Genomic DNA, 22343 nt, shown 5'->3' with positions numbered 1-22343 from the left:
GGCCGCCGGCGACCACATGGAACAGGAGTGAGCTCGGTGGTGGATACGGTGCCCCGGTCGGCATCCCGGCCCGGCATGCCCGCGCGCGCTGTCCCCGCCCCGGTGGTGGGTCGGCTGCCCGGCTACCTCCAGGCACTCGAGGCGCTCATCTCGGAGCGCGTCCCCACCGTGTCGAGCGAGGAGCTCGCCGGAATGTGCGGCGTCCGGTCCGCGATCCTGCGCCGCGACCTCAGCCACCTCGAGTCCGCCGGACGGCGCGGTGTCGGCTACGACTGCGCGGCGCTCGCCGCCACCATCCGCGAGTTCCTCGGCGTCGACCGGACGCGCCGGATCGGCATCATCGGCGCCGGCCGCCTGGGCTCCGCCCTCGCCGACTACGCCGGTATCCCCGACCGAGGCTTCGCCCTCCACGGCGTCTTCGACATCGACCCCGCGGTCATCGGCACGACCGTCGGCGGCGTCGCCGTCGCCCCGGTCGCCGAGATCCACCGCGTCGTCGCCGCCGAGCGCATCGAGCTCATCGTCATCGCCGTCCCCGCCTCCTCCGCCCAGGCCGCCGCGGATGCCGCGGTGGACGCCGGGGTGCGCGGGCTCATGAGCTTCGCCCCCGTCGTCCTCACCGTCCCCTCCGAGGTCAGCGTCCGGCACGTCGACCTCGCCACCGAGCTCCAGGTGCTGGCCTACTACACCTCCGTGGAGTCCCCGGACGCCGACTCGGCCGCGCCGGACACCGACCCGGCCGGAGCACGCACAGACACCGACGCACCAGCAGACACAACGGAGCAGCAGCAGTGACCCTTCTCGTCCTGGGAATCTCCCACCGGTCCGCGCCCATGTCGGTCCTCGACGCGCTGGCCCTCGATGCGACGGGGGTCGACGCCCTCCTCGGCCGTGCCCGGGAGGGGAAGTACGTCGGCGGGGCGACCGTTCTCGCCACGTGCAACCGGCTCGAGCTCATCGCCGATGTCGAGGCCTTCCACGGCGGTCTCGCCGACCTCGGCTCCGCGCTCGTCGAGGCGGTCGGACTGCCCTGGGACGAGCTCGCCCACCACGTCTACGTGTACTTCGACACCAAGGCGATGGAGCACCTCCTCACCCTCGCCGCCGGCCTCGACTCGATGGCGCTCGGCGAGGCGCAGATCCTCGGCCAGCTCCGCCAGTCGTTCACCTCCGCGCAGGAGTCCGGGGCGCTCACCGGCGACCTGTCCCGCGCCCTCCAGGAAGCGCTGCGCGTCGGCAAGCGCGCCCACTCCGAGACCGCCCTCGACAGCGTGTCCCAGTCGCTCCTCGACACCGCGCTCGCCGCTGCGGTGCCCCACATCGGCCCGCTCGAGCAGGCGAACGCGCTCGTCGTCGGGGCCGGTGCGATGTCCGGGCTCACCGTCGCCACCCTCCACCGCGCCGGGGTCGCACGCATCACCGTGGTCAACCGGACGCTCGAGCGCGCCGAACGGCTCGTCGCCCCCGTGGGCGGCCGTGCGATCACCCTCGACGAGGAGTCCCTCGCCCGCGAGATCGCCGATGCGGACCTCGTCGTGTCCGTCACCGGCTCCCGCGGCACCGTGCTCGGCCAGGACCAGATCATCGCCGGCATGCAGCAGGACCTCGACGCCCAGCCCAACAAGTTCCTCATCGACCTCGCGCTGCCCCACGACATCGCCCCCGACGTCGAGGAGCTCCCGCACATCCGCCTGCTCGGCCTCGAGGACCTGTCCGCGATGTTCGCCGACACCGGCCACCGCACCGACTCCGACGTCGTGTCCGTCATCACCGAGGTGCGCGGAATCATCCGCACCGAGATGGAGAGCCTCGCCGCCCACCGCGAGGCCCGCCGCATCGCCCCGACGGTGAGCGCGCTGCGCTCCCAGGCCGAGGCGACCGTCGACTCCGAGTACGCGCGCCTGGAGAAGAAGCTCGCCGGGAAGGTCGACGAGAGGGCGCTTGCGGAGATCCGCAAGGCGATGGCCCGCGCGGTGGACAAGATCATCCACACGCCCACCGTCAAGGTCAAGGAGCTCTCCGCCGGCGACTCCGAGGTCGACTACGCCGCGGCGCTCACCACCCTGTTCGACCTCTCCGCCAAGCCCAAGGCCGACGGCATCGACCGCTCGAAGGTCGCCGTCAGCGCCCCCGGCGTGCCTCCGGTGACCGCGCGGAACAACCACTACATCCCCGCCGACGGCCTGCGCCCCGTCGCCGACCACACGCTTGACGTCATCGAACCGGCCAAGCCCACCGGGCGCACCCTGCGGCTCGGTACCCGCCGGTCGATGCTCGCCCGCTCCCAGTCCACTGCGATCGCCCAGCAGATCGCCGCGCAGACCGGCTGGCGGGTGGAGATCGTCGAGGTCGTCACCGAGGGCGACGTCAACATGAACCCGCTCGCCCAGATGGGCGGCACCGGGGTGTTCGTGTCCGCCGTCCGCACCGCGCTCCTCACCGGCAAGATCGACGTCGCCGTGCACTCGCTCAAGGATCTGCCGACAGCGCCGGCGCCGGGCATCGAGCTCGCCGCGGTGCCGCCGCGCGTCGACCCCTCCGACGTCCTCATCGCCCGCGACGGACTCGCTCTGTCCGAGCTGCCCGCCGGGTCGATCGTCGGCACCGGCTCGCCGCGCCGGGCCGCCCAGCTGCGCGCCGCCCGCCCCGACATCGAGGTGCGCGGGGTGCGCGGCAACGTCGACACCCGCATCCGCCACGTCACCGAGGGCCGGATCGACGGCGTCGTGCTCGCCGCCGCGGGCATCCGCCGGCTCGGCCGGCTCGCCGAGGTCACCGACGTCATCGATTCCTCCGTCATGCTCCCGGCCCCCGGCCAGGGCGCGCTCGCGATCGAGTGCCGCTCGGTCGACTCCGACCTCGGCGAGTTCGACGCCGAGGTGCGCCGCGCCCTCGATTCGATCCACGACGAGGCGACCGCGCTCGCGGTGATGTGCGAGCGCGCCGTGCTGTCCCGCGCCGAGGCCGGCTGCTCCGCCCCGATCGGCGCGCTCGCGCAGATCGACGGCCACTCGCTGAGCATCACCGGGGTCATGGCCGACGACGCCGGCCGCCTCCAGCGCGTCAGCCGGATGGCGAGCCTGCCCCGCCGCAGCGCCGAGGTCACCCGCGCCGAGGTGCGCCATGCCGCCCGCTCGCTGGGCGCCGACACCGCCGATGAGATGCTCTCCGCACTCGGCATCACGATCGGCGGCTCGGCCGGCACCAACGCGCCGTCCGAGCACGTCGATCCGCGCACCCCGGCGAGCGTCGGCGCCGCCGGAGACACCCGGGACGGCACCGATGACTGAGCTGAAGAACGCACAGACGAATGCGCCGACGGCCGCGGCCGCCGCGCTCTCCGCCCTGCACGGCGGAGAGCCCCGCCCGCTCGTCTACTTCCTCGGCGTGGGCCCCGGCGACCCCGGTCTCATGACCTACAAGGGTGCGGAGCTGCTCGAGCGCGCCGCGCTCGTCGTCCGCGACCCGGGCGTGCTCGACGAGATCGTCGAGGCCTTCGTCGACACCGAGGTGCCGCTCGTCGACGCCGAGGAGCTCGGCCAGGCCGCCTCGACCCGCGGCCGCCGGCTCGCCGAGCTCGCCCGCGAGCACGGCACCGTCGTGCGCCTCGTCCCGCACGACGGCATCCTGTTCTCCACCACCACGGACGAGGCCGCCGCCTGCCGCCGCAACGAAGTCGAGTTCGAGATCGTCCCCGGCGTCGGCACGAGCTCGTCCATGTCGGCCTACACCGGCACCCCGATCACCACCAACCGGGTGCGCTCCGTGCGCTTCGTCGAGGCCGGCTCGCAGACCCACACCGACGTCTCCAAGCACCGCAACACCGGCCACGTCATCAGCGGCACCGTCGAGCAGATGATCGAGGCCCTGACCGCGCTGCTGTCCGATGGCTGGCCGGAGTCCACCCCGGTGCTGCTCGCCACCCAGATCTCCACCGTCCACCAGGTCACGATCGAGGCGACGATGTCGACGGCCGCCGCCCGGCTGCTCGACGAGGCCGCCGCGAGCGAGCCGGTCGTCATGCTCATGGGCCAGGGCATCGAGCAGCGCACCGACCTGTCCTGGTTCGAGTCGAAGCCGCTGTTCGGCTGGCAGGTGCTCATCCCGCGCACCCGCGAGCAGGGCGCCTCGACCGCGGAGCTGCTCACCGAGCACGGCGCCGTCGGCACGATCGTGCCGACGATCGCGATCCAGCCGCCGCGCACCCCCAACCAGATGGAGAAGGCGATCCGCGCCCTCGTCACCGGCGACTACCAGTGGGTGGGCTTCACCTCAGTCAACGCCGTGCGCGCGGTGCGCGACTGGCTCGAGCAGTTCGGCCTCGACACCCGCTGCCTCGCCGGCGTCAAGGTCGCCGCGGTCGGCGGACCCACCGCCCAGGCGCTGCTCGACTGGGGCGTGGCACCGGACCTCGTGCCGAGTGAGGAGTGGTCGGCCCGCGGCCTGCTCGAGGACTGGCCGGAGTTCGAGGACTCCGCCGACCCCATCAACCGGGTGCTGCTGCCGCGCGCCGACATCGCCACCGAAGTGCTCGTCGACGGACTGCGCGAGGCCGGCTGGGACGTCGACGACGTCACCGCCTACCGCACCGTGCGCGCCGCCCCGCCCCCGGCGCCCATCCGCGAGAGCATCAAGCGCGGCGACTTCGACGCCGTCCTCTTCACCTCCTCGTCCACCGTGCGCAACCTCGTGGGGATCGCGGGCAAGCCGCACCCCTCGACCGTCGTCGCGTGCATCGGCCCGGCCACCGCGCAGACCGCGGAGGACCACGGACTGACGGTCGACGTCATCGCCGCCGAGGCGCACCTCGGCTCCCTCATCGCCGGACTCGTCGACCACGCCCGGTCGCTGCGGGCCGCCGACAGCGCCGCCAACCGCACCCCGCAGCGCCCCTCGCAGCGACGCCGCACCGCTCGGAAGAAGAAGTGATATGAACGACTACACCCTGGCCCCCGGAGCCCCCCGACCCCGCCGCCTGCGCCGTTCGGCGGCCGTGCGCCGGCTGGTCCGGGAGCACCGGCTCAACCCCGCGGACCTCGTCCTGCCGATGTTCGTCAAGGAGAGCCTGCACGAACCCGCCGAGCTGCAGAGCATGCCCGGCGTCCACCAGCACACGCTCGACTCGCTCGTCGAGGCCGCGGTCGCCGCCGCCGACGCCGGGGTCGGCGGCCTCATGCTGTTCGGCATCCCCGCCGAGCGCGACGAGATCGGCTCGCAGGGGTGGGCGCCCGACGGCATCCTCAACCGGGCGATCGCTGCGGTCCGCGCCGCAGTGGGGGAGCGCACCGTCGTCATGGCCGATCTGTGCCTCGACGAATTCACCTCCCACGGCCACTGCGGCGTGCTCGACGCCGTCGGCGCGGTCGACAACGACGCCACACTCGACGCCTACACCCGGATGGCGCTCGCCCAGGCGGAGGCCGGGGCCGAGGTGCTCGGCCTGTCGGGCATGATGGACGGCCAGGTCGCCGCCGTGCGCCACGCCCTCGACACCGCCGGTCGCACCGACGTCATCGTGCTCGCCTACGCCGCGAAGTACTCCTCGGCGTTCTACGGCCCGTTCCGCGAGGCCGTCGAGTCCCCGCTCCAGGGCGACCGCCGCACCTACCAGCAGGATCCGGCCAACGGCCGCGAAGCGCTGCGCGAGCTCGACCTCGACCTCGCCGAGGGCGCCGATATCGTCATGGTCAAGCCCGGTCTGCCCTACCTCGACGTGCTCGCCGACGTCGCCGCCGTCAGCCCCGTGCCGGTGTGGAGCTATCAGATCTCGGGTGAGTACGCGATGATCGAGTTCGCCGCCCGCGCCGGGGCGATCGACCGGATGCCCGCGATCCTCGAGAGCCTGCTGTCGTTCAAACGGGCCGGGGCGGACGCGATCCTCACCTACTGGGCCGCCGAGGTCGCCGTGGAGATCGGGGCCGCCCGGTGAGCTCGGAGAAGCGCACCCGGCAGGATGCGAGCGGCGAGCCCCGCTGGCTCGACACCACCGAGCAGCACGCCTGGCGGAACCTCGTCGAGGCCTTCGAGCTCCTCATGCGCCAGCTCGACAAGGACCTGCGTGCGAACTTCCCGATCGGCATGCACGAGTACGAGCTCCTCGTCCGCCTCTCCGAGCAGCCCGAGCACACGATGCGCATGGCGGTGCTCGCCGACGAGGTCGGGATGTCCCGCTCCCGGCTCACCCACATCGTGACCCGGATGGAGAAGCGCGGGCTCGTGTCCCGCTGCTCGATCCCGGAGGACGGCCGCGGCGTCAACTGCACGATGACCGAGGACGGTCACGCCCTGCTCGTCGAGGCCGCCCCGATCCACGCCGCCGGTGTCCGGGAGCATCTCATCGACTTGCTGGACGAGCACGAGATCGAGACGATGAGGGACACCTTCCGCACCGTCAACGCCCACATGCGCACCCAGCGCTGAGACCCGAACCCCGATCCCGAGGAGCGACATGACCCCGCAGCCCACCGACCGGTCCCGGAGCCTGTTCGAGCGGGCCTCCGCCGTCATCCCCGGAGGCGTGAACTCCCCGGTGCGGGCGTTCGGCGCCGTGGGCGGCACCCCGCGCTTCATCGACCGTGCCGAGGGCGCGCTGCTCACCGACGTCGACGGCAACGAGTACGTCGATCTCATCGGCTCCTGGGGTCCGATGATCCTCGGCCACGCCCACCCGCAGGTGCTCGACGCCGTCCAGCAGGCCGCGGCCAGGGGGTTCTCCTTCGGCACCCCGAGCGAGAACGAGGTGCTGCTGGCCGAGGCGATCACCGCCCGGATCGACCCGGTCGACGAGGTGCGCCTCGTGTCCTCGGGCACCGAGGCGACGATGTCGGCGATCCGGCTGGCCCGCGGCTACACTGGCCGGCCCGTCGTCGTGAAGTTCGCCGGCTGCTACCACGGGCACGTCGACGCGCTGCTCGCCGAGGCCGGCTCCGGGCTCGCGACCTTCTCCCTGCCCGACACCCCGGGCGTGACCGGGGCGAGCGCGGCGGACACCATCGTCCTGCCCTACAACGATCAGGACGCGCTGCGCGCGGCCTTCGCCGAGCACGGCGACCGGATCGCGTGCGTCATCACCGAGGCCTGCCCGGGCAACATGGGCATCGTGCCGCCGCGCGACGGCTTCACCCAGCTCATGCGAGAACTCACCCACCAGCACGGGGCACTGCTGATCTCCGACGAGGTCATGACCGGCTTCCGGGTGTCGGCCACCGGCTGGTACGGCTGGGAGCACGAGCGCGTCGGCTACCCCGACGGTCCCCCGGACCTCTTCACCTTCGGCAAGGTCATGGGCGGCGGCTTCCCGGCCGCGGCCTTCGGCGGCCGCCGCGAGGTCATGTCCCACCTCGCCCCGGCCGGACCCGTCTACCAGGCCGGCACGCTGTCGGGGAACCCCGTCGCGACCGCCGCCGGGCTCGCGACGCTGCGCCTGACCGAGGAGCTCGACGTGTACCCGACCCTCGAGGCCGCTGCGGACGTCCTGCGCCCGGAGATCTCCGCCGCGCTGACCGCCGCCGGGGTGCCCCACGTCATCCAGAGCGCGAACTCGATGTTCTCGGTCTTCTTCACCGACCGCGAGGTCGTCGACTACGCCGGCGCCCGCAGCCAGGACAGCGCGGCCTACGCCGCATTCTTCACCGCGATGCTCGAGCAGGGCATCCACCTGCCGCCGAGCGCCTTCGAGGTGTGGTTCCTCTCCCTCGCCCACACCGGGGACGTCCTCGACCGGATCGTGTCCGCCCTCCCGGCGGCCGCCCGTGCCGCGGCCGGCGCCCAGGCCGGCGGGACGGGGTCGATATGAGCCGCGTGACGATCCACCTCACCCGGCATGGCGAGGTCCACAACCCCGAGGGCATCCTCTACGGGCGGATCCCCGGCTACGGCCTGTCCGAGCGGGGCCGCGCGATGGCCGAGCGCCTCGGCGGGTTCTACGCGGAGGCCGGCCGGGACGTGCGGCTCCTCGTGAGCTCCCCGCTCCAGCGCGCCCAGGAGACCATCGCCCCGATCGCGTCCGCGCTCGCGCTCGAGCCGCGCATCGATGAGCGGGTGATCGAGGCGGGCAACGCGTTCGAGGGCATGCTCGTCGACCGCAGCAGCCTGTCCCGCCCGGAGAACCTCGCGAAGGTCTACAACCCGTTCCGCCCGTCCTGGGGCGAGGCCTACACCGACCAGGTCAAGCGCATGCGCGCTGCGATGGCGAGCCTGCGGGTGCGCCTCGAGGCCCGCGCCCGGGCCGACGGCGGGGAGCCCGAGGGCGTCATCGTGTCCCACCAGCTGCCGATCTGGGTCACCCGCCGCGCAGCCGAGAGCCGGCCGCTGTGGCACGACCCCCGGGACCGGGAGTGCGCGCTCGCCTCTGTCACCTCATTCACATTCGAGTCCGGCACACTGGAGGCCGTGGAATACCAGGACGTGTGCGCAGACCTCCAGCCGAACCGGGCGGTGCCCGGGGCATGACGAGCCGACGCCAGCTGCTGTCCCTCGCCGCCACCGCCGCCGTCGGCGTGCTCGCCGTCGGCTGCTCCGCGGAGTCCGATGCGCTCGCCGAGCAGGCCGGCTCCGACCAGGGCTACGTGTCCGGCACCGGCGTCATCACCCAGGTGCCGGCCGAGGAGCGCGGCGAGCCCCTCGAGCTCGAGTTCGAGCTGCTCGACGGGACCACCGCCTCGCTCGCGGAGTGGCGGCCGAAGGCCGTCGTCATCAACCTCTGGTACGCCGCCTGCCCGCCGTGCCGCAAGGAGGCCCCGGACCTCGCGAACGCCGCGCAGGCCTTCTCCGAGGAGACGATGTTCCTCGGCGTCAACGTCCGCGACCAGGCCGCCGCCGCGCAGGCGTTCGTCGACTCCTTCTCCGTGCCGTACCCGAACATGCTCGACACCGACGGCACCATGGTCGCCGCGCTGTCGACGATCCTGCCGCCGCAGGCCACTCCCTCGACGGTGATCCTCGACGCGCAGGGCCGCGCCGCCGCCCGCGTCGTCGGCGCCGTCGAGGAGTCGACGCTGCGCGGTCTCATCGAAGACGTGCTGGCGGAATGATCCGTGCCTGACGTCCTCGCCGGAATCGGATCGACCTTCGCCCAGACCGCGCTCGACGGCCCGCTGCTCGCCGCGATCGCGGTCGCCGCGCTCGCCGGGGCCGTGTCCTTCGCTTCGCCGTGCGTGCTCCCGCTCGTGCCCGGCTACGTCGGATACGTCACCGGGCTGTCCGGCGATGCGCTGAGCGACCGGCGGACCGGCCGGGTGGTGCTCGGGATCAGCCTGTTCGTCCTCGGCTTCGCCGTCGTGTTCGTCGCGCTCGGCACCCTGTTCTCCGGCCTCGGGATGATCCTCGCGCCGTGGATCGACCTCGTCACCCGGATCATGGGTGTCGTCGTCATCATCGCCGGCATCGTGTTCCTCGGCGGCCTGCGGATCTTCCAGCGCGAGGCCCGCATCCACGCCCGGCCGCGCGCCGGCCTGTGGGGCGCCCCCGTGCTCGGGGCGACCTTCGCGCTCGGCTGGGCGCCGTGCATCGGCCCCACGCTCGCCGCCGTGCTCGCGCTGTCGACCGGTTTCGGGGCCGAGGGCGGCCTGTGGCGCGGCGCGCTCCTGACCTTCGTCTACTGCCTGGGTCTCGGCATCCCCTTCATCCTGCTCGCCGTCGCCCTCCACAAGGGGATGGGCCGGGTCGCCTGGCTGCGTCGGCACCAGCGGACCATCGTGCAGGTCGGCGGCGCCATGCTCATCCTGCTCGGCATCCTCCTCGTCACCGGCCTGTGGACGCGCTGGATCTACAGCCTGCAGGGACTCATCTCCGGGTTCGAGATGGTGATCTGAGACCGCCATGAAGCGAGAGGAGACGAACGCGCCCGTGACGCGCACGAACGAGACGGCCGACCGGCAGGGATCCGGGTCCGCTGCGAAGAAGTCCGGCGCCAAGGCCGCGCCGGCGGACATCGGCACGATCGGGATGCTGCGCTGGGCCTGGCGCCAGCTCACCACCATGCGGGTGGCGCTCATCCTCCTCCTCATCCTCGCGCTCGCCGCGATTCCCGGATCCCTGTTCCCGCAGCGCATCCAGGATCCGGGCCGAGTGACGCGCTTCATCGAGGAGAACGGCCGCTGGGGGGAGATCCTCGACAGCCTCCAGGTCTTCGACGTCTATTCCTCGTTCTGGTTCTCCGCCGTCTACATCCTGCTCATGATCTCGCTCGTGGGCTGCATCCTGCCGCGCACCGCGCAGCACTGGAGGGCGATGCGCGCCCGGCCGCCCAAGGCCCCGCGCCGGCTGACCCGGATGCCGGGCTACGCGACCTTCCCACTCGGCGACGACGACCCCGCGGACCTCCTCGACCTCGCCGAGGAGCGGCTGCGCAAGCACGGCTACCGGACCGCCCGCAACGCCGACCACATCGCCGCCGAGCGCGGCTATCTCAAGGAGACCGGCAACCTCGTCTTCCACGCCGCGGTGCTCGGCACCGTCATCACCATGGCGGTCGGCGCGCTGCTCGGCTACTCCGGCCAGCGGGTGCTCGTCGAGGGCGACACCTTCACGAACTCGCTCGTGTCCTACGACTCGTTCGAGCGCGGCACGTACTTCGACGCCGACCGGCTCGACGACTACCGGCTGCGGCTCAACTCCTTCACCTCGACCTTCGACGACGAGGCGATCGGCAACCAGTTCGGCCAGCCGCGCAGCTTCGAGGCGGACATCACCGCGTTCCACGACGGCGCGGAGACCCAGCACCGGGTGCGGGTCAACGAGCCGATCCGGATCGACGGCAGCCGCATCTACCTCACCGGCAACGGCTATGCCCCCGTCCTGACCACCCGCGACGCCGACGGCGACGTGACCTTCTCCGGGCCCGTCGTGTTCCTCCCGCAGGACGGCGTGTACACCTCGCGCGGGGTGCTCAAAGTGCCCGATGCTTCCCCGGAGCAGCTGGGCTTCGTCGGCATCCTGCTCCCCACCGCCGCGCTCAACGACGACGGGGAGCTCGTGTCCGAGTTCGCGGAGCTGCGGAACCCGTACCTGGTGATGAGCGCCTACGCCGGCGACCTCGGGCTCGACGACGGGGTGCCGCAGTCGGTGTACGAGCTCGAGGCGGAGAACATGGCCGAGGTGATCGACCCCGCGGGCGTCCCGGTCACCCTCCAGCTCGCCCCGGGGGAGACCACCGATCTCCCCGGCGGCCACGGGAGCGTGACCTTCGAGGGCGTGCAGACCTTCATCGCCCTCGACATCCGCCACGACCCCACGCAGGGGCTCCTGCTCCTCTTCTCCACCCTGCTGCTCGCCGGCCTCGGGCTCTCGCTCTTCATCCCCCGCCGCCGCGTGTGGGTGCGGGTGAACGGGGCCGAGGTCGAGGTCGCCGCGCTCGCCCGCGGCGAGGACCCCAGGGTGGAGCAGACCGTGGAGGACCTCGCAGTAGAATTGAACGACTGACCGCCGGAACCGCCGGGCGCTCCGTCAGCGGAGCGCCGCCAACCTCGTAGGGGATACGCACCCATGGATGTCGATTACGAACTCGCCAGCTGGTCGAACCTGCTGACCTATTCGGCGATGGCGGTGTACGCGATCGCGTTCATCGTCTACGCCTTCGACCTGTTCGGCGGGCAGCGGCTCCGCTCCACCGAGGCGGCCTCCGGCGACCGGAAGGCGACGGCGAGCGCGCGCGGGGCCGGGGCGGCAGATCGATCGGGTGCGCGGGCGGATGCCCGGACGAGCGCACGCAGCGGGGTGCGGCGCACCTCGCGCGGGGCATCCGTCGCCGTCCTCGACGAGGCCGACACGACGACCGCGGAGGCCCCGGCCTCCGGCGGCCCGGCGGGCGGCGCCGGTTCCGGTGGCCGCGGCGGCGTGAAGGGGCGCGCGAGCGGCGGCGATGCGGCGGAGGCGCTCGACCTCGGCCCGCGCTCGCGGAAGCTCGCGCGCATCGCGACCTCGCTCACCGTGCTCGCACTCGTGCTCCACGTGGGTGCGGTGCTCACGCGCGCGCTGTCGGTCATGCGGGTGCCGTGGGGCAACATGATGGAGTACGCGATGACCGCCGCGGCCATCGCCGGCATCGTCTACCTCGTGGCGCTGCGGTTCCGCGACATGCGCTACCTGGGCACCTTCGTCACCGGCGCGATCCTCGTCACCCTGGGTGTGTGCATCACCGTGTTCTACACCCCGGCCGCCCAGCTCGTGCCGGCGCTGCAGAACTACTGGATCTACATCCACGTGCCGATCGCGATCCTCTCCACCGCGCTGCTGTCGGTCTCTGCGGCACTGGCGCTGTTCCAGATCTGCAAGGCCTGGTCGGAGTCGCGCGGCTCGTCGCGCCGTCTGGCGTTCATGGACCGGGTGCCGAGCAGCGGCGACATCGAGCAGGTGTCCTACCGGATCGCCGCGGTCGGCTTCATCACCTGGACCTTCACCCTCATCGCCGGTGCGATCTGGGCCGAGCTCGCCTGGGGCCGGCCGTGGGGCTGGGACTCCAAGGAGATCTGGACCTTCGTCGTCTGGGTCATCTACGCCGCCTACCTCCACGCCCGGGCGACCCGCGGTTGGGGTCCGACGAAGGTCGCCGTCCTCAACCTCATCGGCATGGCCTCGCTCGTGTTCAACTTCGCGATCGTCAACGTCTACTTCGACGGCCTCCACTCCTACTCCGGCATCTGACCCAGCACTCAGTTCACGAAGCTTGAGCACTCAATTCACGAAGGTTCCTGAGAGCGAAACCGCAAGATTCTGCGATCTCACGGCGGGTGAGGAGGGCGGACCCTCCGGCGGAGTTCGGCCCCACCGCAGCGGAGTCCGAACCCTCCGGCGGAGCCCGGCCCCACCGCAGCGAACTGCGCGGTATCCGAAATCAGGCGCGCAATTGCGCGCGTGAATCCGGATACTCCGCGGTTGGACGAAGCCCTGCCAGTGCGTGGTCGGGATCGGGGCGAAGTCGCGGGTCGATAGGGGGGCGCAGTCATGGTGTCTGTCCCCGCAACGAACTGCGCGGTATCCGAAACCAGGCGCGCAATTGCGCGCATGATTCGGGATACCGCGCAGTCGGGTGAAATGCTGCTCCGGAGCTCAGCTGCCGGGCTTGGGATCCTGACCGTCACCGGGCGCGGGACCGGTGGCACCGCTGTTCGGGCCGTTGTCCGGGTCGGCGTCCGTGCTCTGCTCCTCGGTCCGCTTCTCGTTCCGGCCCGCGGCCGAGGTGCCGTGCTTCTCCGCACGGGCGCGCTCCTCGGCCTCGGCGCGGTGCCGGCGGCGACGCTTCTCCGCCTCGACATCGTCGGCGATCCGGCGCAGGAACTCGGGATCGTCGTCGGGGGCGACCGGGCCGGACTCCGCGCGCGGCTTGAACGAGGACCGTCCGAACACGTACCAGAGGACGACGCCGAACACCGGCACGAGCAGGATGACGAGCGCCCAGGCCCACTTGGGCATGATCCGGATGTGCTCGCGGTCGCGCAGCAGACAGTCGAACACCCCGTAGAGGGTGATGGCGGTCAACAGGACGATCGCTCCGACGAGGATTCTGGGCATGCCATCCAGCGTAATCGACCGACCTGGGAAGCCACTAAACTCGGAGGCATCATGCAGAACATCGTCGTGTACTCCCTCCTCCGCCTCGTCCTCCTCGCCGCCACCGTGGGCATCGTGTGGTGGATCGCCGGGATCTCGCTGCTGAGCACGCTCGCGGCGATCATCATCGCCACCCTGCTGAGCATCCTGCTGCTCGGCGGAGCACGGCGGAAGGCCACGTCGACGATGGAGAGCTGGGACGGCGAGCGGAAGCAGCGCCGGGCCGCCCGCCGCAGCGCCGTCGCCCCGGATTCCGACGAATCCGTCGAGGACGCCGCGCTCGAGGACATCTCCGGTCACGTGGGCGCACCGAGCGAGGCCGCCGAGGCGCGCGCCGAGCAGGATGCGCAGGTCGAGGAGGGTGGATCGGATCGCTCCGCTGCCGAGGGTCACGTCGCAGATCATCCCGCGGCCGACCGTCCGGAGACGAACCCTGCTGCTGCCGGCCGCCCGGTCACCGATCTGCCTGTCTCCGGCCAGCCCGGCACCGATCGCCCGGCAACCGACCCGTCAGAGAGCGAGGCCGAGCGCGAGGAGCGCTGAGTACGTCAGGGCCGTGAGCCCGGTGTTCTTGATCGGCGGGATGAGCGCGGTGCCCTGGGATCCGCTGAGCACCGTCTGCAGCGGGCCGATCGCGAGCACGAGCGAGAGCGCGGCGAGGACCGCCGCCGGGTGGCCGGACAGGATCGGCACGAGGAGCAGCAGGTACGGGACAGCGACGAGCAGGGTGTAGGCCGCCCGCGCCCGCTGATCGCCGAGCAGCACCGCGAGCGTCGTCTTGCCGGCCTCGGAGTCGGTGGGGATGTCGCGGAGGTTGTTCACCATGAGCACGGCGCACGAGAACAGGCCGATCGCCACCGCTCCCGCCCATGCTGCCGGGGGCAGCTGCTGGATCATGACGTAGGTGGTGCCGAGCGTGGCGACGAGCCCGAAGAAGATGAAGACGAACACCTCTCCGAGCGCGTAGTAGCCATAGGGGTGGCTGCCGCCGGTGTAGAACCACGCGGCGAGCACCGCGAGGATCCCCACCGGGACGAACCACCAGGACTGCGACACGAGGACGAGCACGATGCCGGCGAGCGCGGCGACTCCGAAGGAGATGAACGCCGCCCGCTTGACGGCTCCGGGCGGGGCCGCGCCCGAGGCGGTGAGCCGCTGCGGGCCCACCCGGACGTCGTCGGTGCCGCGGATCCCGTCGGAGTAGTCGTTGGCGAAGTTCGAGCCGATCTGCAGGCCGAGGGAGACGATGACGGCGAGCAGCGCCCGGAACAGCAGGGTGCCGATCCCGAGCTCGGGCCGGTCGGCCGGATCCACGGAGCCGATGATGAGCGAGGAGAACCCGCCGATCGCCCCGAATGCGGCGCCGGTGCCGATGAGCACCGGTGCGATCGCGAGCGGCAGGGTGCGCAGCCGCGCGCCTTCCGCCCACTGGGCGATGGTGGCCATCGCACCTCTTTCCTCACAGCTGACGAAAACCGACGTCCTCATGGTACCCACGTGCAGGTGAGGGACCTCGGGCGGGTGGGTTTCAGGTTGATAACCATTGACCCGCGCATGTGCTCCCCGGCCGATCGCCGTCGACCTGCCGGTTCCGATCGACGACACGCCGGGCGCGCGTGCAGGAGCGGCAGGTCGACGGTCGGGAGGTGACCGCTGGTGCCGGTCGACCGTGGATCGCTCAGTTGGGGCCGAGGAGCTCGCCGGCGAGGCGACGGGCCGCGGCACGATCCGGCTTGCCGATCGAACGCACCGGCAGACTGTCGACCGCGTACACGTGGCGCGGCAGCGCATGACGGGGGAGGGTGCCCGCCGCGAGGTCGCGCACCTGCTCGGTGAGCTGTTCCGCCGCCGAGGCGCCCACCCCGGCCGGGCTCAGCAGCGCGATGAGCGCTTCGCCCCACTCCGGGTCCGGGACGGAGGTGACGAGCACCTCCGCGATGCCGTGCGGCTCGAGCAGGGCGAGCAGGGCGTTCTCCACCGCGTGCGGGGAGACGTTCTCCCCGCCGGTGATGATGACGTCGTCGGCGCGGCCGAGGATCTCGAGGACGCCCGCGTCGAGTCGGCCGAGGTCGCTCGTGAGGAAGGACCGGGCGCCGGTCGCGGTGTGCCCGAACCCGGTGCCCGAATCCGGCAGAGCGATGAGCCGCAGCCCGTGGTCGGAGTCCTCGACCCGCAGGTATCCGTCGGCGACGACGGGGCCGGCGAGCGCGACCCGCCCGTCCTCGATCGTCACGGCGACCTCGTCGAAGGGGTGCCCGTCGTACACGCAGCCACCGCAGGTCTCGCTCATCCCGTAGGTCCGCACGATCCGCAGCCCGGCGGCCTGCGCGGCGGTGAGCAGCGCAGGCGAGATCGCCGAGCCGCCGAGCAGGATCGCGTCGAAGGCGCGGGCGGCGGCCTGCGCGCGCGGGTCGGCCATGATCCGCACGAGCTGGGTGGGGACGAGCGAGGTGTAGAGCGGGGTGCGCGCCGCGGGGCTCCTGCGCGCGCCGGATTCCTCGCTTCCCGCAGCGTCTTCGGCCCGCACCGTCATCCGGCCGACATCGGCGGCGAACGCCTCGGCGGTGAACCGTCCCTGCGCCACCACCGGCTCGGTGCCGGCGAGGATCGAGCGCAGGAGCACCTGCACCCCGGCGATGTGGTTGTCCGGCAGCGTGAGGTACCAGCGACCGGGCCCGGCGAGGAACCGCTCGGTCGCCCGGGCCGAGGCGGTGAGCGCTGCCGCGGAGAGCGCCACGGCCTTGGGAGCGCCTGTGGAGCCGGAGGTGAAGAGCACGAGCGCGGGGTGCTCGCGCCCGGTGCCGGCGGGATCGTAGCTCGCCGGGTCGACGACGCGGAGCTCTCCGCCGCGGTCACGGGGGAGGACGACGGCGACCTCGCCGGCGAGGGCACGCCGGAGCACGGCCAGGGTGGCCTGCGGCGAGGGTGCGTTCCGCTCACCAGATGCGTCCGCCGCCGGCCCCGTGCTGGCCGGCCCCGTGCTGGCCGGCCCCGTGCTGGCCGGCCCCGCGTCCGCTGCCGGCACCGCGCTCGATGTTCCCGTGCTCCGAGCCTCGGCTGCGTCCGGGGCCTCGGCTCCGCTCAACCCGCCCACCGGGCTCAGTAGTACCAGGGGTAGGGCGACCAGTCGGGGTCGCGCTTCTCGAGGAAGGCGTCGCGGCCCTCGACGGCCTCGTCGGTCATGTAGCCCAGGCGGGTCGCCTCGCCGGCGAACACCTGCTGGCCGACGAGCCCGTCGTCGACGAGGTTGAACGCGAACTTGAGCATGCGCTGCGCATTGGGCGACTTGCCGAGGATCTCGCGCGCCATGGTCAGGGCCGCGGTCTCGAGCTCGGCGTGGTCGACGACCTCGTTGACCGCCCCCATGTCCGCCATGTCCTGCGCGGAGTAGGTGCGGCCGAGGAAGAAGATCTCTCGCGCCTTCTTCTGCCCCACCATCTTCGCGAGATAGGCGGAGCCGTAGCCGGCGTCGTAGGATCCGACGTCCGCATCGGTCTGCTTGAAGCGTGCGTGCTCGCGGGAGGCGATCGTCATGTCGCACACGACGTGGAGGCTGTGTCCGCCACCGGCCGCCCAGCCGGGCACGACCGCGATGACGACCTTGGGCATCATCCGGATGAGCCGCTGCACCTCGAGGATGTGGAGGCGGCCGGCGCGCGCCGGGTCGACGGTCTCCGCGGTGTCGCCGCTCGCGTACTGGTACCCGGAGCGGCCGCGGATCCGCTGGTCCCCGCCGGAGCAGAACGCCCAGCCGCCGTCCTTGGGGCTGGGCCCGTTGCCGGTGAGGAGCACGCAGCCGACGTCCGGGGTCTGGCGCGCGTGGTCGAGCGCGCGGTAGAGCTCGTCGACGGTGTGCGGTCGGAAGGCGTTGCGCACCTCGGGCCGGTCGAAGGCGATCCGGACGCATCCCAGATCGCTGCCGTCGGGGTCGAGGGCGCGGTGGTAGGTGATGTCCGTGAAGTCGAATCCGGACACCTCCCGCCAGGCGCTCGGGTCGAAGATCTCGGACACGGTGCTGGTCTCGGTCATGGGCCCCAGCATATCGGCGGCTCGCCGGGCCGTGAGACAGTGTCCCACCGGTGCGCCCTAGCATGGGGGCATGACCACACGCGACGGCAGCGCTGGACACCCCGGTCGAAGTGTGGGGGATTCGGCGATCGGTGGTGGTGCTGTTGCCACCACTCGAAGCCGAAAGTCCCACACTCCGGGGGCGAACATCGCCTTCGCCGCGCTGCCCGCCGGCCCGCGCGAGGTGTTCTCCCGGATCGCCGTCGTGTCCCTGCCGATGGTCACCCGGTTCCGGGGCATCACCACCCGCGAGGCGCTGCTCCTCGAGGGCCCGGCCGGCTGGGCGGAGTTCTCGCCCTTCCTCGAGTACGAGGTGCCCGAGGCCTCCCGCTGGCTCGCCGCCGCCCTCGAGTACGCGTGCACCGATCCGCCGCTCCCGCAGGCCGACGCGGTGCCGGTCAACGGGACGATCCCCGCCTGCCCACCGGGATCCGTCGCCGCGGTCGCCGCCCGGTACCCGGGTGCCGGCACCTTCAAGATCAAGGTCGCCGAACACGGCCTCGACTCGCTGGCCGAGGACTGCGCGCGCATCGACGCGCTCCGCGCCGCCGCTCCCGGAGCGCAGGTGCGCCTCGACGCCAACGGCCGCTACACCGTGGCCGAGGCGCGCACCGCGCTGCGGACGTTCTCCCGGTTCGAGCTCGACTACATCGAGCAGCCGGTGATGGACGTCGAGGACCTGGCCCGGGTCCGCGCGGACGTGGACCGCGCGGGCCTGGGGATCCGGATCGCTGCGGACGAATCGATCCGCAAGGCCTCGGATCCGCTGCGGGTCGCCGCGCTCGGCGCCGCCGACGTCATCATCGTCAAGGTCCAGCCGCTCGGCGGCGTGCGCGCCGCGCTCGGCGTCATCGGGGCTTCGGGGCTGCCGGCGGTGGTGTCGTCGGCGCTCGACACTTCGGTGGGGCTGAGCGCCGGAGTCGCGCTCGCCGCGAGCCTGCCCGCGAGCGCCCGGCTGGGTGAGGGCATCCCCGCGTGCGGGCTGGGGACGAGCGCCCTGTTCCACTCCGACGTCGCGGACCCGCCGCTGCGCGCCTCGGGCGGGGTGCTGCCCGTCGGCCGCGTGACGCCCGCGGAGGAGCGGCTCAGCGCGCTCGCCGCGACTCCGGACCGGGTGCGCTGGTGGACCGATCGGCTGCAGCGCTGCTGGGACCATCTGCGGACCTCTCCGCACTGACCGGACCCGAGAGCGCCTCCGCGCCGGAGCGCGAGCCCGTGCCCATGCCGGAGCCCGTACCGGCTGCCGCATCGGCGCCCATCGCGTCCTCGGGCGAGTCCAGCGGGGTGATGCTCACCGTGGTGAGCGCGTCCTGGCCCCAGGTGCGGAAGTGGCGGGTGCGCTTGCCGGGGACGATCGGGTCGTGGAGCGCGCCGGCCATCCGGCCGGTGAGCTCCAGGCGCCCGTCCGCGTCGGCGGCGAGATCGTAGACGTTCTCCGCCAGCGGCGAGGAGATCGCGATCCGGTAGCGCTGTCCGGGGTGGTAAAGCGCCGGCGTGCGCACGCGGAAGGTGCCCGCGCCGTTGAGCGTGAAGGACGCCGGGGTGACCTCGGCGAAGGTGACGAGCTGGGCGCGTCGCCGCGAGATCGCCACATCCCAGCCGTGCACGGCGAACACCGGCTCCCCGGTGACGTAGGTGAAGGCCGCGCCGTCGTGCACGCCTCGCGCGCCCGCAGCCACCGGCTGCTCGTCGCGCAGCCCCGGCAGCCCGCCGCCTGCCGCCGAGGTGCCCCGCCGGCTGGGATCGTCGAGCGCGGCGAGCCATTCGGCGAGCTCCCGCTGCCAGGCGAACCAGTTGTGGAGGCCGGTGGCGCGCGGCGACCAGGTGTGGTCGATCCCGAGCTCGGTGAGGCGCTCGTGGAACTTCAGCCCGTGCTGGTTGACCGTCGCCTCGAGGACGTCGACGTGATCCTCGTCCTCGTCGTCCGCATGCGGAGTGCCGGAGCCGGCGGTGAACCACAGGTCGGTGCCGGCGAGGTTGGGCGCCAGGCTCATCGGCGAGTTCGCCTGCCATTCGGCGAGATCCCGCTTGGGGTCGCCGAACAGCGACTTCGCGGCCCCGCCTTCGCGCAGCGCGATGATGTCGAACAGCGGCACCGCGGAGAGCGGGTCGAGCGGGGAGGAGAACGCGGCGGCCGCGCAGTAGCGGTCGGGGTGCTGGGCGGCGTACTTCATCGCCCCGTACCCGCCCATCGACAGGCCGGCGAGCAGCGCCCCCGAGCGCTCCGGGTTCACCGAGTAGCGGTCGGCGATGAAGGCGGGCAGCTCCGCGGTGTGGAAGGTCGGCCAGTCGAGGGTGGTCTCCGTGCGCTCGCCGCCGCCGATCGTGTGGCGGGAGTACGAGGCGGCGCCGGCATCGGGCATGACGACGAGGTACGGGCTGTCCGCCGTGAGCTGCTCGGCGGCGCCGAGGTCGGTCCACGACCGGAAGTCGTCCCCGCCGCCGTGGAACAGGTAGATGACGTCGGCGACCTCGCTCGGCCGGCCGGGCAGGAGCACGCGCACGCCCACGGTGCGCCCGAGTGCAGGGGAGTAGACGAAGAACTCGCGCAGCCGGGCCGACAGCTTGCGCTTCTCCCGCACATGGAAGGTCGCCGCCGCCTCGCCCGTGGGCTCGGGTCCGAGGAAGCTCAGGGTCTGGTTGCGGCCGGGGAATTCCCCGGCGCGGGTGCGGGCAGCGGTGAGTACCCGCACGAAGCGGGCGCCGACGGAGAGCATGAGGGAGCGGGAGTTCATGGAGGATCCTCGAGGTGGAACGTGGGGTTCTGGGTTCTGGGTTCTGAGTTCTGCCGGTCGGAGGGTGCGGGGCGGCGCACGGCCGGCAGGTGCGCGGCCGACCGAGCGCGCGGTCCGCAGCGCTTCGCGCGGGAGATCGGGGGAATCGGAGGGCGGAGATGGACGCGGGGTTGCGAATATACCTCCCGAAGGTGAACGGACCACCCGGAGAATCCGGAGAGCTCGCTCGGAATCCGCCGCATGATCGCTGCGCCCCATGATTGAATCGAGGCGATGAACACCTCCACCGCGACCGCCCGCGCCCTCGTCTCAGCCCTGCTCGCCGCCGGGGTGCGCGACGTCGTCGTCTCCCCGGGTTCGCGGTCCGCCCCGCTCACCTACGCCGTCGCCGAGGCGGCCGCCGCCGGGCTCCTCGACGTCCGGGTGCGCATCGATGAGCGCGAGGCCGGCTTCCTCGCCCTCGGCATCGCCAAGGGCCGGCGGGCCGCCGGGACCGACCGGCCGGTCGCCGTGGTGACGACCTCCGGCAGCGCCGTCGCCAACCTCCACCCCGCCGTGCTCGAGGCGTCCTACGGCTGCCTCCCGCTGCTCGCCCTCACCGCCGACCGGCCTGCCCGCCTCCGCGCGACCGGCGCCAACCAGACGATCGACGACCAGTCGCTCGTACTCAGCGACGTGCGCGAGCGCTTCGACCTCACCGCCGGCCCGGATGCCGCGGCGCTCGCCGCGGACGTCGCGGCCACCGCAGTGCGGCTGAGCATGGGCGAGGGATTCGCCGGGGGCCGCCCGCCCGGCCCCGTCCAGCTCAACGTCCAGTTCGATGTGCCGCTGGTCCCGGACGCCGCGGATCCGGACGCCTGGTGGGGATCGAAGGCGCGCCTCGAGCGCGAGCCGGTGCCGCTCGACTCCGCCTTCGTCCGCACGGTCCTGCCCGCGCTCGCCGGTGAGGTCGCGGCGCTCGGCGGGGATGCCTTCGGGCTGTCGGCGGAGCGCCTCGGCGGGCTCCTCGCGGAGTTCCGGGTGCCGGTGCTCGCCGAACCGTCCTCCCCGCTCCTGCGCTCGCCGCACCTCGTCACGGATCACACGCGCGTCCTCGATGCCCGCGGCGACCTCGTCGAGCGCATCACCGATCTCATCGTGCTCGGCAAGCCGACGCTGTCGCGCCAGGACCAGCGGCTCCTCAGCCGTCCCGGGCTGCGGGTGCACCGCGTGCAGCCCGACCTCGACCAGGTGGCCGGAGAGGAATGGCAGGCCGCGCTCGCCCAGGCCCTGCCCGAGGTGCCCGCCGGCCGCGACGCCTGGACCGCCGCCTGGCTCGACGCGGCACGCACGGTCCAGCCCGATCAGCACTCCGCCCCGCCGGCGACCCGGGGCGGCACACCGCACGCAGACCTCGACGACGACCCTGCCCACCTGGACGATCCCGCCCACCTGGACGACCCTGCCCACCTCGACGGCTCGGCCCCGCTCACCGGCGAGGCCGCCGCCGCGGCGGTCGCAGGTGCCCCGGGCACGGTGTACATCGGGAGCTCGAACGCGGTGCGCTACCTCGACCGGGTGCTGGCCCCCGGAGCGCCGGTGGAGGTGTTCGCCTCCCGTGGGCTCGCGGGGATCGACGGGCTCGTCTCCACCGCGATCGGCTTCGCCGCCGGCAGCGGACGCCCGGTGCGGCTGCTGCTCGGCGACGTGTCGCTCCTCCACGGCATCGGCGGTCTGCTCCGCGAGGCCGAGGAGCCGCTGCCGCCGGTGCAGATCTTCGTCCTCAACGACGACGGGGGCGCGATCTTCGCCGGCCTCGAGCACGGCCGGCCGCACCTCGCCGCGCACTTCCCGCGCTTCTTCGCCACCGCGCACGGCCGGACCTTCGCCGAGCTCGCCCGCGGCTACGGGTGGCCCTACGCGGTGTGCCGGACGACCGCGGAGGTCGGCGCGGCCGTGGCGACCGGCGAGCCGGGGGTCTACGAGATCCCGATCGTCCCGGTGCTGGGCTGA

General features: G+C 72.6%; 19 protein-coding genes. 14 read left to right on the top strand and 5 right to left on the bottom strand.

Translation table 11 applies throughout. From position 1 onward, the window contains the following. The first annotated feature begins 75 nt into the window (after nucleotides 1-75). The 11 genes from FDF13_RS00775 to ccsB all read left to right on the top strand — a co-directional run bounded on the left by FDF13_RS00775 (nucleotide 76) and on the right by ccsB (nucleotide 12642). Nucleotides 76-795 (top strand): redox-sensing transcriptional repressor Rex, encoded by a 720-nt coding sequence (locus tag FDF13_RS00775; RefSeq protein ID WP_137318025.1) that lies wholly within the window; start codon nucleotides 76-78, stop codon nucleotides 793-795. Next, entirely contained in the window at nucleotides 792-3290 is a 2499-nt protein-coding gene (hemA, locus tag FDF13_RS15510; RefSeq protein ID WP_137318024.1) for a glutamyl-tRNA reductase, read from the top strand. Before FDF13_RS00775 ends, hemA begins: the two co-directional genes overlap by 4 nt. Further along, nucleotides 3283-4929: a uroporphyrinogen-III synthase gene (locus FDF13_RS00765; protein ID WP_137318023.1), complete on the top strand. Its 1647-nt coding sequence runs from the start codon at nucleotides 3283-3285 to the stop codon at nucleotides 4927-4929. The genes hemA and FDF13_RS00765 overlap by 8 nt, the downstream gene beginning before the upstream one ends. 1 nt (nucleotide 4930) lies before the next feature. Beyond that, nucleotides 4931-5929 carry a porphobilinogen synthase gene (gene hemB, locus FDF13_RS00760; RefSeq protein ID WP_137318022.1) on the top strand — a complete coding sequence of 333 codons (999 nt, stop codon included), beginning with the start codon at nucleotides 4931-4933 and terminating at the stop codon, nucleotides 5927-5929. Then, nucleotides 5926-6420 carry a MarR family winged helix-turn-helix transcriptional regulator gene (locus FDF13_RS00755; RefSeq protein WP_254668844.1) on the top strand — a complete coding sequence of 165 codons (495 nt, stop codon included), beginning with the start codon at nucleotides 5926-5928 and terminating at the stop codon, nucleotides 6418-6420. Before hemB ends, FDF13_RS00755 begins: the two co-directional genes overlap by 4 nt. A gap of 28 nt (nucleotides 6421-6448) precedes the next feature. Continuing rightward, on the top strand, nucleotides 6449-7795 hold the full coding sequence (gene hemL, locus FDF13_RS00750) for a glutamate-1-semialdehyde 2,1-aminomutase (protein ID WP_137318021.1): 1347 nt from the start codon (nucleotides 6449-6451) through the stop codon (nucleotides 7793-7795). Continuing rightward, nucleotides 7792-8451 (top strand): histidine phosphatase family protein, encoded by a 660-nt coding sequence (locus FDF13_RS00745; protein ID WP_137318020.1) that lies wholly within the window; start codon nucleotides 7792-7794, stop codon nucleotides 8449-8451. Before hemL ends, FDF13_RS00745 begins: the two co-directional genes overlap by 4 nt. After that, nucleotides 8448-9032, top strand: coding sequence for a TlpA disulfide reductase family protein (locus FDF13_RS00740; protein WP_137318019.1), 585 nt, complete (start codon nucleotides 8448-8450; stop codon nucleotides 9030-9032). Before FDF13_RS00745 ends, FDF13_RS00740 begins: the two co-directional genes overlap by 4 nt. Before the next feature lie 3 nt (nucleotides 9033-9035). Then, entirely contained in the window at nucleotides 9036-9812 is a 777-nt protein-coding gene (locus FDF13_RS00735) for a cytochrome c biogenesis CcdA family protein (protein WP_137318018.1), read from the top strand. A gap of 34 nt (nucleotides 9813-9846) precedes the next feature. Further along, a complete protein-coding gene (locus FDF13_RS00730; protein WP_247618278.1) occupies nucleotides 9847-11421 on the top strand; it encodes a cytochrome c biogenesis protein ResB in 1575 nt (524 codons plus the stop codon). A gap of 63 nt (nucleotides 11422-11484) precedes the next feature. After that, a complete protein-coding gene (ccsB, locus tag FDF13_RS00725; RefSeq protein ID WP_137318017.1) occupies nucleotides 11485-12642 on the top strand; it encodes a c-type cytochrome biogenesis protein CcsB in 1158 nt (385 codons plus the stop codon). 405 nt (nucleotides 12643-13047) lie between these two features. Here ccsB and FDF13_RS14910 read toward each other — a convergent pair whose 3' ends face one another. Next, complete coding sequence (locus tag FDF13_RS14910; RefSeq protein WP_217494874.1) at nucleotides 13048-13509, bottom strand: PLD nuclease N-terminal domain-containing protein; 462 nt, start codon at nucleotides 13507-13509, stop codon at nucleotides 13048-13050. A gap of 51 nt (nucleotides 13510-13560) precedes the next feature. On the opposite strand from FDF13_RS14910, the gene FDF13_RS00715 reads away from it, so the two are divergent. Continuing rightward, complete coding sequence (locus FDF13_RS00715) at nucleotides 13561-14091, top strand: DUF4229 domain-containing protein (protein WP_137318016.1); 531 nt, start codon at nucleotides 13561-13563, stop codon at nucleotides 14089-14091. On the opposite strand, the gene FDF13_RS00710 is transcribed toward FDF13_RS00715, so the two are convergent. From FDF13_RS00710 to FDF13_RS00700, 3 genes are all read right to left on the bottom strand, one after another. After that, a complete protein-coding gene (locus tag FDF13_RS00710) occupies nucleotides 14059-14994 on the bottom strand; it encodes a 1,4-dihydroxy-2-naphthoate polyprenyltransferase (RefSeq protein ID WP_137318015.1) in 936 nt (311 codons plus the stop codon). The two genes, FDF13_RS00715 and FDF13_RS00710, sit on opposite strands and share 33 nt — an antisense overlap. 232 nt (nucleotides 14995-15226) lie before the next feature. After that, a complete protein-coding gene (locus FDF13_RS00705) occupies nucleotides 15227-16450 on the bottom strand; it encodes an AMP-binding protein (RefSeq protein WP_254668843.1) in 1224 nt (407 codons plus the stop codon). Between the two features lie 197 nt (nucleotides 16451-16647). Beyond that, nucleotides 16648-17577 (bottom strand): 1,4-dihydroxy-2-naphthoyl-CoA synthase, encoded by a 930-nt coding sequence (locus tag FDF13_RS00700; RefSeq protein WP_137318014.1) that lies wholly within the window; start codon nucleotides 17575-17577, stop codon nucleotides 16648-16650. A gap of 70 nt (nucleotides 17578-17647) precedes the next feature. Between FDF13_RS00700 and FDF13_RS00695 the strand changes: the two genes are divergently transcribed. Continuing rightward, on the top strand, nucleotides 17648-18793 hold the full coding sequence (locus FDF13_RS00695) for an o-succinylbenzoate synthase (protein WP_137318013.1): 1146 nt from the start codon (nucleotides 17648-17650) through the stop codon (nucleotides 18791-18793). Here FDF13_RS00695 and FDF13_RS00690 read toward each other — a convergent pair. After that, nucleotides 18702-20351 (bottom strand): alpha/beta hydrolase family protein, encoded by a 1650-nt coding sequence (locus FDF13_RS00690; protein ID WP_137318012.1) that lies wholly within the window; start codon nucleotides 20349-20351, stop codon nucleotides 18702-18704. The genes FDF13_RS00695 and FDF13_RS00690 overlap by 92 nt on opposite strands. 273 nt (nucleotides 20352-20624) lie before the next feature. Here FDF13_RS00690 and FDF13_RS00685 point away from each other — a divergent pair, with 273 nt between their 5' ends. Further along, entirely contained in the window at nucleotides 20625-22343 is a 1719-nt protein-coding gene (locus FDF13_RS00685; protein WP_137318011.1) for a thiamine pyrophosphate-binding protein, read from the top strand.

Origin of the sequence: Brevibacterium sp. CS2, from assembly GCF_005280295.1 — a bacterium.
GTDB lineage: Bacteria > Actinomycetota > Actinomycetes > Actinomycetales > Brevibacteriaceae > Brevibacterium > Brevibacterium pityocampae.
The sequence above is the reverse complement of the archived record's forward strand: the minus strand, read 5'-3'. Positions and strand labels throughout refer to the sequence as shown.

Coding starts and splice junctions, on each gene's coding strand:
- FDF13_RS00775 (WP_137318025.1), top strand. CDS start 76: ATGCCCGCGCGCGCTGTCCCCGCCCCGGTGGTGGGTCGGCTGCCCGGC.
- FDF13_RS00765 (WP_137318023.1), top strand. CDS start 3,283: ATGACTGAGCTGAAGAACGCACAGACGAATGCGCCGACGGCCGCGGCC.
- hemB (WP_137318022.1), top strand. CDS start 4,931: ATGAACGACTACACCCTGGCCCCCGGAGCCCCCCGACCCCGCCGCCTG.
- hemL (WP_137318021.1), top strand. CDS start 6,449: ATGACCCCGCAGCCCACCGACCGGTCCCGGAGCCTGTTCGAGCGGGCC.
- FDF13_RS00745 (WP_137318020.1), top strand. CDS start 7,792: ATGAGCCGCGTGACGATCCACCTCACCCGGCATGGCGAGGTCCACAAC.
- FDF13_RS00740 (WP_137318019.1), top strand. CDS start 8,448: ATGACGAGCCGACGCCAGCTGCTGTCCCTCGCCGCCACCGCCGCCGTC.
- ccsB (WP_137318017.1), top strand. CDS start 11,485: ATGGATGTCGATTACGAACTCGCCAGCTGGTCGAACCTGCTGACCTAT.
- FDF13_RS14910 (WP_217494874.1), bottom strand. CDS start 13,509: ATGCCCAGAATCCTCGTCGGAGCGATCGTCCTGTTGACCGCCATCACC.
- FDF13_RS00715 (WP_137318016.1), top strand. CDS start 13,561: ATGCAGAACATCGTCGTGTACTCCCTCCTCCGCCTCGTCCTCCTCGCC.
- FDF13_RS00710 (WP_137318015.1), bottom strand. CDS start 14,994: ATGGCCACCATCGCCCAGTGGGCGGAAGGCGCGCGGCTGCGCACCCTG.
- FDF13_RS00700 (WP_137318014.1), bottom strand. CDS start 17,577: ATGACCGAGACCAGCACCGTGTCCGAGATCTTCGACCCGAGCGCCTGG.
- FDF13_RS00695 (WP_137318013.1), top strand. CDS start 17,648: ATGACCACACGCGACGGCAGCGCTGGACACCCCGGTCGAAGTGTGGGG.
- FDF13_RS00690 (WP_137318012.1), bottom strand. CDS start 20,351: ATGAACTCCCGCTCCCTCATGCTCTCCGTCGGCGCCCGCTTCGTGCGG.
- FDF13_RS00685 (WP_137318011.1), top strand. CDS start 20,625: ATGAACACCTCCACCGCGACCGCCCGCGCCCTCGTCTCAGCCCTGCTC.